Raw genomic sequence first — 14,530 nt, 5'->3', positions numbered from 1 at the left:
AATTATCTGGAGGAAAGCAAAATGTACGGATCTTATAAAACAATTGATGAAGCAAATAGAGCGGTAATCGATAAAGTTGTTGCCGGCGCCCCTTTTTTAGTAGATGTGGTTCCTGCCAAATCAGTTATTAAGGAATTAAACGGGAAAGTCCTGCTCCATGCAGGTCCACCAATCAAGTGGGAAAACATGCCAAGCCCAATGCAAGGGTCATGTATTGGAGCTGCCCTTTTTGAAGGATGGGCGGGGAACGCTGATGAGGCAGTTGCAATGCTTAAAAACGGCGAAGTGGAATTTATTCCATGTCACCATGTAAATGCTGTCGGCCCAATGGGCGGAATCACTTCAGGTAGTATGCCTGTTCTTGTAGTTGAAAACCGTGAACAAGGTAACACTGCATATTGTACGATGAATGAAGGAATTGGTGCGGTACTTCGCTTCGGTGCTTATTCAGAAGAGGTGACGAATCGTCTTGCGTGGATGAGAGATGTACTTGCTCCTACCATCTCTAAAGCACTTAAAGTAAAAGGTGATGGATTAAACATCAACGTTATGATTGCCAAAGCGATTACAATGGGAGATGAATTCCACCAACGTAATATTGCAGCTTCGTTAATTTTCTTAAAAGAACTTGCGCCATTTATTTTGCAAACAGATGTAACCGAAAAGGAAAAGCAAGATGTCATTAAATTCCTTGCAGACACTGATCAATTTTTCTTAAACATTGCGATGGCTACAAGTAAAGCTGTTATGGACGCAGCTAGAACTATCCAACACGGTACCGTAGTAACAGCTATGTGCCGGAACGGATATGAATTTGGAATCCGGATTAGTGGTATGGGTGACCAATGGTTTACGGCACCAGTAAATACACCGCAAGGCTTATTCTTCACTGGCTATACTCAAGAAATGGCTAGTCCTGACATGGGAGACAGTGCCATTACGGAAACATTCGGTGTCGGCGGATTTGCCATGGTTGCTGCCCCAGGCGTAACACGTTTCGTTGGTGCAGGCGGATTTGACGATGCGTTAAGAACTAGCAATGATATGATGGAAATTTGTATCGACCAAAACCCTAACTTTACAATTCCAACTTGGGATTTCCAAGGTGCATGCCTTGGTATTGATGCAAGGAAGGTTGTTGAAACAGGAATTGAACCAGTCATTAACACAGGAATTGCTCATAAAGAAGCAGGTGTTGGACAAATCGGTGCTGGTACGGTACGTGCACCTTTAGCATGTTTTGAAAAAGCAATTGAAGCGTATGCAGTAAAGCTTGGTTTAATCGAGGCAGAATAAATGTATAAAAATACATTTTTTGGAGGGGAATATAGTTATCTTATTCCCCTTCTTCTTTGTGAAAAAAACATTGGAAAAGTTCATAGTATTTTTGCCAACGGATTTAATATTAAAATGGGGGACTCGCTAATTTTTATCGGTACTAAAAAGAATGGCTTACTTCCATTTGGAATCCATCTTACTTCTGAAGATACATCAAGAGCTATTTCACATCTTACTATCAACGAAAACGTTTTCTGGAATGAGGAAATATTAAAATTAGAATTCACAGAAATGTCGATAAGCTTGAAAAATGGCACCATTTTTAAAAACGAACTGTATCCCGTTAATATAAACAATTTATTTAAAGATCAATTTGCAAATCTTAAAACATTGTTAAGTACTCATGATCAATCGACTGGGCTCGAAATTAATATTGGTGAGTTTTTTATGAAATATGCAGATATTTCTTATATTAATTGGTCGAAAGAGGAGCAATTTATTCTTTGGCTGATTGATGCTATTTTAACGAATGATCCATCTCTACTAGAGAAAACACTTCGCTTTATTCTAGGGAGGGGGAAGGGCCTAACCCCATCTGGTGATGACATAATGGTTGGAATACTGGCATTTGACTCCATAACTCATTTTCTACCAGATAAATTCTTTAAGAAATTATCGGATTTGGTTGAAAAGGAACCAATTACAACAGATGTGAGTAAAGAATATTTGCGTTATGCATTAAAACAAGAGTTTAGTTCGACAGTTACAGACTTAATAAATTTAATCGGGTCAAATAAACCTTGGTTATCCGATGGTGCATATAAACGGCTCCTAGAGGTGGGGCATAGTTCAGGATTGGATACAATGTTTGGCATTCTTGTTGGAATGCTGGCTTTTCATAAAGTTATCGAACACTTCTAGAAACATCCATTTTACACTGGGGATATTTCGGTATACGAAGAAATAAATGAAATTTTTTTGACATTTTTTTATTAATGCTTTTAATGTTACGTGATTAAAAAAAAGCGACAAAACAAGGTTTATAGGATATTCCAATGTAATCCAAAATAGTTTTGTTATGTTTTTTTAATCTTTTTTATGAATAACACGTTTATTTTTTATGGTTTGTTAATTTGATAATAAGGTTTTCTATCCTAAACTATAAGTAGATAGGCTATCTAAAAAATTGTTACTACAAAGAGGTGTTAGTGTGAGTAAAATTGTCCTTGCTATCGGAGGAAATGCAATCATCAAAGAGGGACAAAAGGGTACCATTGAGGAGCAGCAACAAAATATTTATGAAAGCTGTGAACCTGTTCTTGGATTGATCGAAGAAGGAAACACAGTTGTTATCACTCATGGCAATGGCCCACAAGTGGGGAATACATTAATTAAATCCAAAATGGCGGAATCAGTGGTTCCATCATATCCTTTAGATGTTTGTGATGCAGAAACTCAAGGAAACTTGGGATATTTAATTCAGCAAGCATTTAACAATAAAATGGTTGAGCGTAAAATTAATAAAACAGTTGCTACTGTTGTTACACAGGCAATTGTTTCAAAAGAGGATCCTGCTTTTGAAAACCCTACCAAGCCAATTGGTCCATTTTATTCTAAAGAAGAAATGGAAGAAATAGTTAAGCAAGAGAATCTTACCTTTATTGAAGACAGTGGTAGAGGCTACAGACGTGTGGTTCCTTCGCCAAAACCAATAAAAATTGTTGAAAAAGAAGCCATTGAGGCTTTGCTTAATAAAGACATTACAGTAATTACAGCTGGCGGCGGCGGGATTCCAGTAGTTGAGGAAAACGGTAAGCTTGAGGGAGTAGCAGCAGTAATTGATAAAGACTTTGCAAGTGCGCTATTAGCAGCTGAAATTAATGCTGATTATCTATTTATCCTAACTGGTGTTGAACAAGTAGCCATTCATTTCGGAACGCCAAATCAACAAAATCTGTTTGAAATGACTGTTGATGAAGCAATTCGGTATATGGAAGAAGGTCATTTCCCTAAAGGCAGCATGGGTCCAAAGATTGAAGCAGCGATTATGTTTCTGAACAAAGGCGGAAAAAATGTCATTATTACATCGATTGATAAACTTCAAGATGCACTTCAAGGTAAAACAGGAACACGCGTAATTCTATAAACTAACATTACGGCATTATTCAAAGGAGACCAAACATGAAAAAGAGAAATATATTTGCAATGATAGCTTCCATACTATTTATGCTTATATCCGGTGCTCAAGTATTTGCAGCAGACAAAGTTGCAGAAGTGAAAACACCTCATGGATTCTACGCTTTTGTAGTGATTATTCCATTAATTGTCATTCTTGCGCTATTATTTATGAAGGTGGACATGGTAGCAGCAGGGTTTGTTGGTGGGGCATTGGCGATGATCATTGGTGGAATTGGCCTAGCACAAGCTAATGATCAGTTCCTTAAAACAATTCCAACCATGCTTTCTATTACTGTACCAATTATTAACTCCGCTATTGCGATGGCTGTTTTTAAATCCGGTGGGTACACGGCGGCACTGACATTAGTTCGTCGGGCAATTAAGGGTAAGGTTGAATATTTTGCTGTCTTTATTGTCATTTTGCAAGCTGCAGCAACGTATATGTCCGGTATTGGCGGAGGTAGCGCCATGGTTATTGCACCACTAGCTTTCGCAGCAGTGGGTGCGATTCCTGAATTAATTGCTGCAATGTCCATTGCCGCAGCAGTTTCTTTTACAACATCTCCCGCTTCCCTTGAATCGGGAATTGTGTCGAAACTTTCCGGAATTCCGGTTGATCAGTATGTTTCAGAAATGAGATTATTCTGGATTGGCTTTGTTCTTCTTGCGATTGCCATCGGTTTTTATGGTGCGAAGAAACGTAAGATTATCTTTAAAGGTGAAGAAAGCGCAGAATTCGCTGGCATGACAAACGCTCAAATTTTCAAAGTTACGATTCCAGTTATTTTCCTTCTATCTGCTGTTATCGTCGGACCTTTTATTAATAAAGCAATCGGAACGCCTCTTATTACACCTTTAGTGTATACAGTAATTACGCTAATTTTAATCTTTGTTTGCACGAAATTTAACGTGAATCAATCCGTTGAGGCAATGGTGGACGGCTCTACTTATATTTTAAAAAGTTTATTTGCAGTAGGTATTTTCCTATCATTTATCAATATTATTGGCGACACTGGTGCATTTAAAGTAATTGCAGGAATCGCACAAAGCGCACCTTCTTCTATCGTTGTTCCAGCAGCTGTATTAGCAGGGATTCTTGTTGGGATTCCAGCGGGAGCTTATGTTGGATCGATTCTTAGTCTAGTATTACCAGTGGCTGTTTCACTAGGATTTTCACCAGTTGCATTTGGATTCGTTGCGATGGGCGTTGGGTTAGGAAGCCAATTAAGCTTTGTAAACATTACGATGCAAGCATTATCTGCTGGATTCCAAATTCCAATTATTGAGGTTGTTAAAGGAAATGCAAAATGGGTTGGAGGAGCAATGGTTATTCTCCTTGTGATCTCCTTCATATTTGGATAAACAGTATTTAAAGCATAAATTTAATGGCAAATTGAAACCTTGCAACTGGCATGGCCCTATAATATGTCAGCTGCAAGTTCACTTAAAAAAAAGTTATTGGAGGTTTAACAAATGGATATTTTGATCAAAAAAGCGAAGCTTCAAGATGGACAAGAATTGAAGGATATCGCAATCAAAGATGGTAAAATCGTTGCGATTGAAAATCAAATTGATGCTGATGCAGCTCGTGTCATCGAGGCAAACGGAAAGGTTTTAATTCCAGGTCTTGTTGAAAGTCACATTCATTTAGATAAAGCGCTTATTGCTGACAGACTTCCAAACAAATCCGGGACATTACAAGAAGCTCTATCAGTAACTGCTCAATTAAAACCAACTTTTACAAAAGAGGATATTATTGACCGAGCTGAACGTACATTAGAAATGCTAATTATGAATGGTACAACAAACATCCGTACTCATTCGGAATTTGACCCTTCACAAGGTATGACTGGTTTTGAAGTGGTTATGGGTCTTAAAGAAAAATACAAAGATCTTGTTGACATGCAAGTCGTAGCATTCCCGCAAGAAGGAATTCTAAAAGCTCCTGGTACTGAAGAAATGATGTACAAAGCAATGGAGATGGGTGCTGATGTCGTTGGTGGAATCCCTTATAATGATACTCCTTGGGATAAGCATATTGATCTTGTATTTGAAATTGCGAAAAAATACAATAAGCCAATTGATTTCCATCAAGACTTTAAAGATGATGCAGATGGAATTACGATTGAATATGTTTGCGACAAAACGATTGCAGAAGGCTATGTTGGACGAGTATCAGTCGGCCATTTAACTGCCCTTGGTGCATTACCAAAGGAACGTTTAGAACCAATTATTAAAAAGATGGCAGAAGCGCAAATTAGTGTGATGAGCTTGCCGGCAACTGACCTTCATTTAGGCGGAAGACATGATGAATACAATGTTCGCCGTACTTTAACTCCTGTTCGTGCTTTGCGTGATGGCGGAGTGAATATGTGTATTGGTACGAATAATATTCGCAACCCATTCACTCCTTATGGAACAGGTGACGTTATTCAAACAGCGATGCTTGCTATTCCAACAGCACATCTTGGCGGTGCTGCTGATCTACCAACTGTATTGCCAATGATTACAACGAATCCGGCAAAAGCTCTTGGTTTAGATGATTATGGAATTGAAGTGGGCAAAAAAGCAAATTTGGTATTACTTGATACAGAATCTGTAACAAATGCTGTTATTGATCTCCCAACAAGATTATTTGTGATTAAGAGTGGAAAAGTAACAGTAGAAACAACAAAAACAGTTAAGATCAACAGATAAGCATTATAATACAATTGTAATAACTCGTGAAATCTCTGTACTACAATCCTTCCCAATACCCTTAAATCAAAGCCCCTATATGTAGTAAGCATATAGGGGCTTTGATTTATATCTTCTTTATTGTAAAAATGTTAATATAGCATTTAAGAATCTTAACGATTCTCTATAGACTTCCAATTTTAATATGGGAGGAAAGGTAAGCTATATGGAAAACTCAGGTGTAGATAATAATTTTAAAAATAAAATTTATTATGAGAAATATAAAAACCAACATGCTCAGCTTAATGCGGTATTAAAGAGCATGTCAGAGGGCATTATCTTGGTGGATAAAAATAAGCAAATTGTCTATCAAAATGAATTTTTTAATAATCGCCTATTTAATGAAAATGGAAAAGTCACCTTGAAAACTGAAGAAGACTTAATTTCCTTCATACTTCAGGTGAGTGAAACCACGATAGAAAATTTAGATGAGTTGTTTAATTCCGAAGAGATGCATTTTAAATTCAATATTAAGCGTGGTAACAGATTGAAATATTTTAGGTTGAATAAGTTCAGTGTTCGTACCGAGACTGAGTTTATTGGTAATGGATATTTACTTCGTGACATTACTAAGGAAGAAGAAATTGACCAACTAAAGACTAATTTGATTACGATTGCAAGCCATGAATTTAAGACCCCTATTACGAGCATTCGCGGAAGTGTGGAAACCTTAATGAGGCAGGATACGAATTGGGATGAGGACTTTAAACAGGAGCTATTAAAGGGAATTCATGAAGATATTTTGCATCTGCAGGATTTACTATCCGTCTGGTTTGATATAAAGAAAATTGAAACGGGAACAATGTCTTTAAATAAGGGATACTTTCCAGTTCATCACCTTATTTCTCATACGCTGGACCAGATTCCTCTTGGAATTCTTGAAAGCAATAAGATCCAATATATAGAAAACCATGATAAGTCCATACCATCTATCCTTTATGGCGATAAAAAACGTCTTCAACAGGTATTACTTAATTTAATTATGAACGGAATTGTTCACAATGATTCACCTGAAAAAATGGTGTTGATCACAATTAGTTCTGATCAAGAATTTGTATATATTCATGTGAAAGATAATGGAATTGGTATATCAGAGAAACATCGAAAAAAAATATTTGACCGATTTTTTAGGGTCGATAATACTCCACAACGGAAAACAGGTGGTACGGGTCTCGGACTATCCATTTGCATTGGATTAATGAGAGAGCATGAAGGTGACATATTAGTCGAAAGTAAACCTGGAGAGGGAAGCATATTTACAATGAAGCTTCCAATTATTTCGAAAGGGGAAGGTGATCAATATGAGTCATAATATTGCAATCGTAGATGATGAACCAAAAATCGTCAGGTTTATTAAAGCAAATTTACTCTCTTTAGGATATAAAGTGGTAACTTTCTCAGATGGTGAACAGTTTCTAAATAACTTTGATATGCATGAGCTTGATTTAGTGCTGTTAGATATTATGATGCCCAATATGGATGGGTTTACCGTTTTAGAGAGATTGAGGAAGTTTTCGAATGTACCAGTGATTATTCTTACTGCCCGGAGCAATTCAAATGATTTGATTGAGGGCTTTGAGCTTGGGGCGGATGATTATTTAACAAAACCATTTTCCCTTGAAGAATTATTTGCTAGAGTAAAAGCAGTTTTACGTCGAACGGCTCATTTAGATCAGACCATATATGAAAATAAGAAAGTTATTATTGGAAACATTGACATAAATCTTGCTCAAAAACGAGTATTCGTGGATGAAAAAGAAATGCACTTTACAAACACCGAATATTTGATTTTAGAACAGCTTGCAATCTATGCCGATAAAGTGGTTAGCCACGAACAGATTCTGGTATCGGTTTGGGGAGCAGAATACAGAAATGAAGTTGAGTACCTACGTGTTGCCATTGCCCGAATTCGAAAAAAACTCAAGGATGCTGGATGTAAGAATATCGCAAATATTATTAGCACCTATCCAGGTATCGGATATTCACTTGTTACAAAAAACGCGTAATTCTAGTGGGGATTAATGGAAAAATGGTAAATAATAATGAAGTTAAATGAAGCAGTGGGCTCCGAAAAAAGGGTCCACTGTTTTTCTGTGAAAACAAATAATCTTGCCTTCCCTTGCCTACTAAAGATCAGGTCAGGGAAATCAACAGAGGAGTTTAACCTATGCAAAAAGGAGTAGGTTATGCAATGTTTCATAAAATGAATAGGTCTACTATTACTATATATAGATCTAAAAGGCAGTTAAAAGAAATAGTCCATTGAATCATATTGGCATGAAAATTGCAACTATTTAAAATAGTCAATTTATTATTTAGAATGAAAGGAGAATTGAATGAACGGTTGAATAGGGTGGGCTTTTAGAAATCTATGAAGTCTTAATAATGAAATAATATGTAAGGGTTTTCAATGAGAGGGAAAACGGTTAAAAGGAGAGTTGATAATATTGGAGAATACTACTCTTAAGCGTTCACTTGGACTTTGGGCAATTGTTATGCTTGGTTTAGGTTATATGACACCAACTATTGTATTTGATACATTTGGGATTGTATCTGAAGAAACAAATGGTGTGGTACCGCTAGCATATCTCGCTGCATTGGTTGTGATGTTGTTTACAGCAATTAGTTACGGAAAAATGGTACAGGTATTTCCGAGTGCAGGATCAGCCTATACGTATACAAGGGAGACGATGAGCCCTCACCTTGGATTTATCGTTGGATGGGCAGCACTGCTTGATTATATCTTGCTGCCTATGGTGAATGCATTAATCATCCGTATTTATATGGTATCTGTATTTCCGGATGTCCCAGCATGGATTTGGGTTGTCGGTTATGTCGCCGCCGTCACGGCGATAAATGCTTGGAGTATGGGGAAAACATCCAGCTTAAATTCGATCCTTGTTATTTTTGAAATTGTCTTAATTGCAGCTTTTATTATGCTTGCCTTTGTTCAGCTTTCCAAAGGAATGGGACAAGGAACGATTTTCACAACGGCACCAATTTTCCATTCCAATGTCCACCTCGGCGCCATTTTGACAGGGGCAACAGTAGTTTGTTTCTCGTTTATTGGATTTGATGCTGTCACCATGTACGCAGAGGAAGCGATTGATCACAAAACGATGCCGAGAGCGATTATGCTAACGGTCTTTATCGGCGGCGCTATCTTTTTCGTTTGCAGTTATTTCACACAAGCCCTATTTCCGGATGTTTCAGGCTTTAAGGTAACCGATGACACGTTACCGGAAATTGGCTTATTTGTCGGTGGAACTCTCTTTAAACTGATTTTCCTTTCAGGTGCGTTTGCCGCAACAGTGGCTTCTGGACTTGCCTCACATGCAAGTGTATCAAGACTATTATATGTGATGGGGCGAAATGGCGTCCTGCCAAAAAAGGTTTTTGGTTATGTCCATCCAAAATTCAGGACACCAGTTTTTAATGTCATCCTCGTTGGAGTTGTTTCACTTCTTGCTATCGCTCCAAGCCTTGAGTTAATTTCTTCCTTTATTAACTTTGGCGCCTTAATTGCCTTTACATTTGTTAATTTATCCGTCATTGCCCATTTCGTCTTCCGCTTAAAAAAATACAAAACAGCGAAGGATATCTTCTCCTACCTCATTATGCCGATTCTTGGTGCTGGATTAACGGGAATTTTGTGGTATAACCTACAAGCTGATGCCCTCATTGGGGGGATTGTTTGGATTGTAATCGGCGTAATCTATATGGTTTTCCAAACAAGATTCTTTAAAATCAAAATTGCTGATTTAAATATTGATGACGCTGAAAGAACGCCATCAATAAAATTGGAAACGTAAAGGGCTAATACCTTGTCCAGTTAAAACGCATTCCATCGGGATGTGTTTTTTTTATTTTTTACGAATTATGCATTACTGAATAATACAGTCATTATTTCATAAATCCAGCCACTTTATGCAGAGAGATCGCTGAGAATCCACGAACTTAAGTTGGCACGGAAATTGCTATTACCTTTAGTAACAAAAAAAAATGAGGTGTTAAAGGTGGCAATTGAATCTTTAGATGTGAAAAAGAATGAGGCAGGTATGGAGAAGGATAATTCGCTGGTTGAGTTTCAGGAGACACTTAAGGAAGCTGTTAACATTCTAAACTATCCCCCTCAGGTTTATGAATTTTTGAAAAAGCCTATGAGATTTTTAGAAGTAAGTATTCCAGTAAGGATGGATAACGGAAAAACAGAGATTTTCCAAGGTTACCGTGCCCAGCATAATGATGCATCAGGCCCGACAAAGGGGGGAATTCGCTTCCACCCGGATGTTACAGCGGAAGAAGTAAAGGCGCTGGCGGGATGGATGAGTCTGAAGTGCGGAATCACGGATCTTCCTTACGGCGGAGCAAAGGGCGGCATTGTTTGTGACCCTCGTCAGATGAGCCTAGACGAATTAGAACGATTAAGCAGGGGCTATGTACGAGCAGTCAGCCAGCTTGTCGGCCCGACAAAGGATATCCCAGCTCCCGATATGTATACGAACTCGCAAATTATGGCCTGGATGCTTGATGAATATGACCATATCCGTGAATTTGATTCTCCAGGATTTATCACAGGAAAGCCAGTTGCACTTGGCGGATCGAAGGGAAGGGAAACAGCCACTTCTAAAGGTGTTCTCTATACGCTGCAAATGGTATGTGAATTAAAGCAAATGCATGTAAAGGATACCCGCATAATTGTTCAAGGATTTGGTAATGTCGGCAGTTATCTAGCGAAGTATTTGTATGATTTAGGTGCCAAAGTCATTGGAATTAGTGATGTGCTTGGCGGTTTATATGATGAAAACGGCTTAGATATTCCGTACCTTCTGGAAAACAGAGACTCCTTTGGCATCGTATCCAATCGTTTTAAAAGCTCGATCACCAATCAGGAATTATTAGAAAAAGAATGCGACGTCCTCATTCCTGCAGCCATCTCCGGGGTCATCAATAAACGGAATGCCAGCAGACTTAACTGCAAGATTGTGATTGAAGCGGCCAATGGCCCAACAACAAAGGATGCTCTAACTATACTCGATGAACGTGAAATTCTTGTTGTCCCGGATATTCTTGCCAACTCTGGCGGCGTGATTGTCTCCTATTTTGAATGGTGCCAAAACAATCAGGGGTATTACTGGACTGAGGAATTGGTTGATGAAAGGCTAAAGGAAAAAATGACTGCTAGCTTTTTAAATGTCTATAACACAGCGAAAAGGTTTGGCGTCAATATGAAAATTGCCGCCTATATCGAAGGCATTCAAAAGTTAGCCGAAGCTTCAAGGCTGAGAGGATGGTTAAAGTATTAAAAAAGGAGGAATTGTGAATGAAGCTCGAAATTTTGTCGGAGGAAAAAGAAAATCAGCTATTGCATTATTTTTGTCTTATTTCTAATAACCATCGCTATGATTTGACGATTGGCTATTCCAATCATTTTTATGGAAAAGCAATGGTGACATCGATACAGTCAGGAAAAATGGTATTACTTTGCCAAGAGGATACCGATGCAGATGATCATTGGGCAGATCGACTTGGAATCGAAAAAGAAGATATTCCGGAATTCCAGGAGTTTTTTCGTCTCGTTTTGCAGACACGGCCCTTTCAGGAGCAATACTAAATTTTTTTAGGGGTGATGTTCTATGGATTTTGGAGTGGTGCTTAGTCCGTGTTACGGGAAAGTAGAAAGGATTTCGATAAAAAATGAGTCAAGAATTTATGAGTGGGAACCATTGTTTGCGATTAAAACAGAAGCTGGTCATGTGGAAATGATTCAAACTAGTGTCAGCGGGGAAGTAGAATCACTAGAAGTACAAGAGGGCGACGAAGTTATTCCCGGAATGGTCCTTGCCTATATAAAAGAAGATTTATTTGTCACCGGAAGTGACTAATTGTTCGAAAAAGAAGATGCGAGGATCCTCGCATCTTCTTTTTTTAGAATATTATTTTAAAAATTCTGAATTAGGTGGTACTATTAGAGTGACAAGGTTGTAAGGGGGATGTAACGATGTTTTCCGTGGCAAAAGAAAAAATGAAGCCGATTATTTCAGTCAAAGTGGATGAAAGTGAAGAAATTTTTCGCTCGACCTTAAATAACCATAAAGAACCCTTTTTATTTTTCAAAAAGGAAAATCAATTATTTGCCTATGTTGTAATAGGGAAGCAAGAGAAAGAAGCCTCTTCTGTTGAACTCCTGCTTGAACACGCCAAACCACTCGAAAGTATTTGTCATCTTAGCGAACATATTTCCTTGCCTGTTTTATTTCAAATTATTGGTGAACCGTTTGCGATTATAAAGGGTGAGGATGGAAAACCATCGGGTTACATTCGTAGAGAAGATGTCCTGGCAGAGCTTTTTAAACAAGAAAATAAAGGTGTTGATTTACTTAAAATAATCTTGACCTCGATTCCCATGGGGATTTTTGTATTGGATAAAGAAAAGCGAATTATTAATTGTAATGAAGCCGGTTTGAAAATGATTAAATCGACAGCCGAAAAGGTGTTAAATTTTCCTGCTGAGAATATTTTTAGCCGTTCTCACATTAACAATGTGTTTTCAACCGGAAAGACGCTTCTCAACCATCTTGAAATAACCAATGAAATGGGCGTTCTCGTTGATTATAGCCCCATTTTGAATTACGACAATGAAGTGGATGGGATCATTATCGTTGCTCAGGATCTGCCGATGGTTGAGGAAATGGCGATGGAAATTGAATATATTAAAGATTTGAATAAGGATTTAAATGCGATTCTTTCAAGTATTTATGATGAAATTCTTGTGGTGAATGCTAAAGGAGATTTGATCCGGTTCAGCGAAAATATCATTCAAGATTTTTGGAATGTTAATTTAAATGAGCTAATTGGAAAAAACATTCTTGAACTTGAAGACCGTGGTTTATTTACTCCATCTGTCACAAGACTCGTCATTGAAAAAAAGAAAAAGGTTTCCGTTGTTCAAGAAACACATAACGGCAGAAAAATTCTTGCAGTTGGAAATCCAGTTTTCAATGAAAAAAATGAACTGGATCGGATTATTATCGCCTCACGCGATATTACCGAGACAACGCGGCTGAAAAGCGAACTGCAGGAAATGCGAAAAATTTCCGAACAATATAAGAAAGAATTGGATGATTTTAAGAGCAAGGATCGCTTTTTGAAAAAACTAATTTATTGCAGTCCAAAAATGGAAAAAATCATGAACCAAGTAAAGAAAATTGCGGACTTTTCCTCGACAGTCCTGCTTCACGGAGAATCTGGGGTAGGAAAAGAAGTGATTGCCCAAGCGATTCATCAATTAGGAAAGCGCTCTCAAAAGCCATTCTTTAAATTAAACTGCGGCGCAATTCCGGAAAATCTACTTGAAAGTGAACTGTTCGGCTATGCAAAGGGCGCTTTTACAGGTGCTGATAAAAATGGGAAAGAGGGTTATTTCAAACAGGCTGACGGAGGAATTCTGTTTCTCGATGAAATCGGTGAGATGCCCCTCCATCTGCAGGTAAAACTGCTTCGCGTCCTTCAGGAGCAGGAGGTCATTCCTGTTGGTAGTACAACACCGACTAAGGTGAATGTGCAAATTATCGCTGCCACGAATAAAAACTTAGCAAAAATGGTGGAGGAAGGAAGATTTCGAGAGGATTTATACTATCGCTTACATGTCATTCCGATACATATTCCGGCACTAAGGGAGCGAACGGAGGACATTTCTTTACTGGCCTTCCATTTCCTCCAGCAGCTTAATGAAAAATACGACCGTAACTATCACCTAACACCTGATGCCATAAATGTCCTTGAATTTTATCCATGGCCGGGTAACGTAAGGGAGCTGCAAAACATCATTGAAAGATTAGTAGTGACTGCTGATCACTCGGCAATTGACGCAGAGTTCGTCAGTCAATTTTTATCATTAGGCTATGAACATAAAAAAATGAAACCTGTTATTACCCGAGTAATTCCCTTACAGGATGCCATCGATCATGTGGAAGAACAGTTGATTGTGATGGCGATGAACCAGTACAAAACAACCACTAAGGCGGCAAAAGCACTGGGGATCAGCCAATCCTCGGTAAGCAGGAAATATCAAAAAATATTGACTGAGAAAAATATTAAAAATGAAAATTTATCTACTTTCCAAATGAAAACTGATTCAGATTACTTTGTCTGAATCAGTTTTTTTAGCCGATAGGAAAGTATAACTTTCCTATCAGGCATAAGTGCAACTACGCCTCTGTCTTCGCCTAACGGCTCGCCAATCGGCGAGTTTTCTTTATGCAAAAAGAAATAGAGTTATGCAAAATTGAATAGCCTCAATTGTATTTTTTTCAAAGGGTGCTATTTTGCTAGGTTT

12 protein-coding genes are annotated in these 14,530 nt (G+C 38.1%); all 12 read left to right on the top strand.

Going from position 1 to position 14,530, the window contains the following annotated elements:
- Positions 1–21 precede the first annotated feature (21 nt).
- Entirely contained in the window at positions 22–1,296 is a 1,275-nt protein-coding gene (locus QNH20_RS21355; protein ID WP_283919946.1) for a YlbE family protein, read from the top strand.
- Positions 1,297–2,199, top strand: coding sequence for an oxamate carbamoyltransferase subunit AllH family protein (locus QNH20_RS21350; RefSeq protein ID WP_283919945.1), 903 nt, complete (start codon positions 1,297–1,299; stop codon positions 2,197–2,199).
- 289 nt (positions 2,200–2,488) lie between these two features.
- The gene (gene arcC / locus QNH20_RS21345; RefSeq protein WP_283919944.1) at positions 2,489–3,424 is read left to right on the top strand and encodes a carbamate kinase; all 936 of its coding nucleotides are present in this window, start codon (positions 2,489–2,491) and stop codon (positions 3,422–3,424) included.
- 35 nt (positions 3,425–3,459) lie between these two features.
- On the top strand, positions 3,460–4,818 hold the full coding sequence (locus QNH20_RS21340) for a citrate transporter (protein ID WP_283919943.1): 1,359 nt from the start codon (positions 3,460–3,462) through the stop codon (positions 4,816–4,818).
- A 111-nt stretch (positions 4,819–4,929) separates the two neighbouring features.
- The gene (locus QNH20_RS21335) at positions 4,930–6,153 is read left to right on the top strand and encodes an amidohydrolase family protein (RefSeq protein WP_283919942.1); all 1,224 of its coding nucleotides are present in this window, start codon (positions 4,930–4,932) and stop codon (positions 6,151–6,153) included.
- A 205-nt stretch (positions 6,154–6,358) separates the two neighbouring features.
- The gene (locus QNH20_RS21330) at positions 6,359–7,504 is read left to right on the top strand and encodes a sensor histidine kinase (RefSeq protein ID WP_283919941.1); all 1,146 of its coding nucleotides are present in this window, start codon (positions 6,359–6,361) and stop codon (positions 7,502–7,504) included.
- Entirely contained in the window at positions 7,494–8,198 is a 705-nt protein-coding gene (locus QNH20_RS21325; protein ID WP_283919940.1) for a response regulator transcription factor, read from the top strand. The genes QNH20_RS21330 and QNH20_RS21325 overlap by 11 nt, the downstream gene beginning before the upstream one ends.
- 441 nt (positions 8,199–8,639) lie before the next feature.
- Complete coding sequence (locus QNH20_RS21320; RefSeq protein ID WP_283919939.1) at positions 8,640–10,004, top strand: APC family permease; 1,365 nt, start codon at positions 8,640–8,642, stop codon at positions 10,002–10,004.
- 246 nt (positions 10,005–10,250) lie between these two features.
- A complete protein-coding gene (locus QNH20_RS21315) occupies positions 10,251–11,498 on the top strand; it encodes a Glu/Leu/Phe/Val family dehydrogenase (protein WP_283923468.1) in 1,248 nt (415 codons plus the stop codon).
- A 17-nt stretch (positions 11,499–11,515) separates the two neighbouring features.
- Positions 11,516–11,806 (top strand): SAV0927 family protein, encoded by a 291-nt coding sequence (locus tag QNH20_RS21310; RefSeq protein WP_283919938.1) that lies wholly within the window; start codon positions 11,516–11,518, stop codon positions 11,804–11,806.
- Positions 11,807–11,828: 22 nt separating this feature from the next.
- On the top strand, positions 11,829–12,077 hold the full coding sequence (locus QNH20_RS21305) for a biotin/lipoyl attachment domain-containing protein (RefSeq protein WP_283919937.1): 249 nt from the start codon (positions 11,829–11,831) through the stop codon (positions 12,075–12,077).
- Between the two features lie 116 nt (positions 12,078–12,193).
- A complete protein-coding gene (locus QNH20_RS21300; RefSeq protein WP_283919936.1) occupies positions 12,194–14,347 on the top strand; it encodes a sigma 54-interacting transcriptional regulator in 2,154 nt (717 codons plus the stop codon).
- Positions 14,348–14,530: the final 183 nt, after the last annotated feature.

It is taken from the genome of Neobacillus sp. WH10 (genome assembly GCF_030123405.1).
Lineage (GTDB): Bacteria > Bacillota > Bacilli > Bacillales > Cytobacillaceae > Neobacillus.
The sequence above is the reverse complement of the archived record's forward strand: the minus strand, read 5'-3'. Positions and strand labels throughout refer to the sequence as shown.

Excerpts from the sequence above, each read along its gene's own strand:
- QNH20_RS21355 (WP_283919946.1), top strand. The coding sequence starts at position 22 with ATGTACGGATCTTATAAAACAATTGATGAAGCAAATAGAGCGGTAATC.
- QNH20_RS21300 (WP_283919936.1), top strand. The coding sequence starts at position 12,194 with ATGTTTTCCGTGGCAAAAGAAAAAATGAAGCCGATTATTTCAGTCAAA.
- QNH20_RS21330 (WP_283919941.1), top strand. The coding sequence starts at position 6,359 with ATGGAAAACTCAGGTGTAGATAATAATTTTAAAAATAAAATTTATTAT.
- QNH20_RS21350 (WP_283919945.1), top strand. The coding sequence starts at position 1,297 with ATGTATAAAAATACATTTTTTGGAGGGGAATATAGTTATCTTATTCCC.
- QNH20_RS21325 (WP_283919940.1), top strand. The coding sequence starts at position 7,494 with ATGAGTCATAATATTGCAATCGTAGATGATGAACCAAAAATCGTCAGG.
- QNH20_RS21310 (WP_283919938.1), top strand. The coding sequence starts at position 11,516 with ATGAAGCTCGAAATTTTGTCGGAGGAAAAAGAAAATCAGCTATTGCAT.
- QNH20_RS21335 (WP_283919942.1), top strand. The coding sequence starts at position 4,930 with ATGGATATTTTGATCAAAAAAGCGAAGCTTCAAGATGGACAAGAATTG.
- QNH20_RS21305 (WP_283919937.1), top strand. The coding sequence starts at position 11,829 with ATGGATTTTGGAGTGGTGCTTAGTCCGTGTTACGGGAAAGTAGAAAGG.
- QNH20_RS21340 (WP_283919943.1), top strand. The coding sequence starts at position 3,460 with ATGAAAAAGAGAAATATATTTGCAATGATAGCTTCCATACTATTTATG.
- QNH20_RS21315 (WP_283923468.1), top strand. The coding sequence starts at position 10,251 with ATGGAGAAGGATAATTCGCTGGTTGAGTTTCAGGAGACACTTAAGGAA.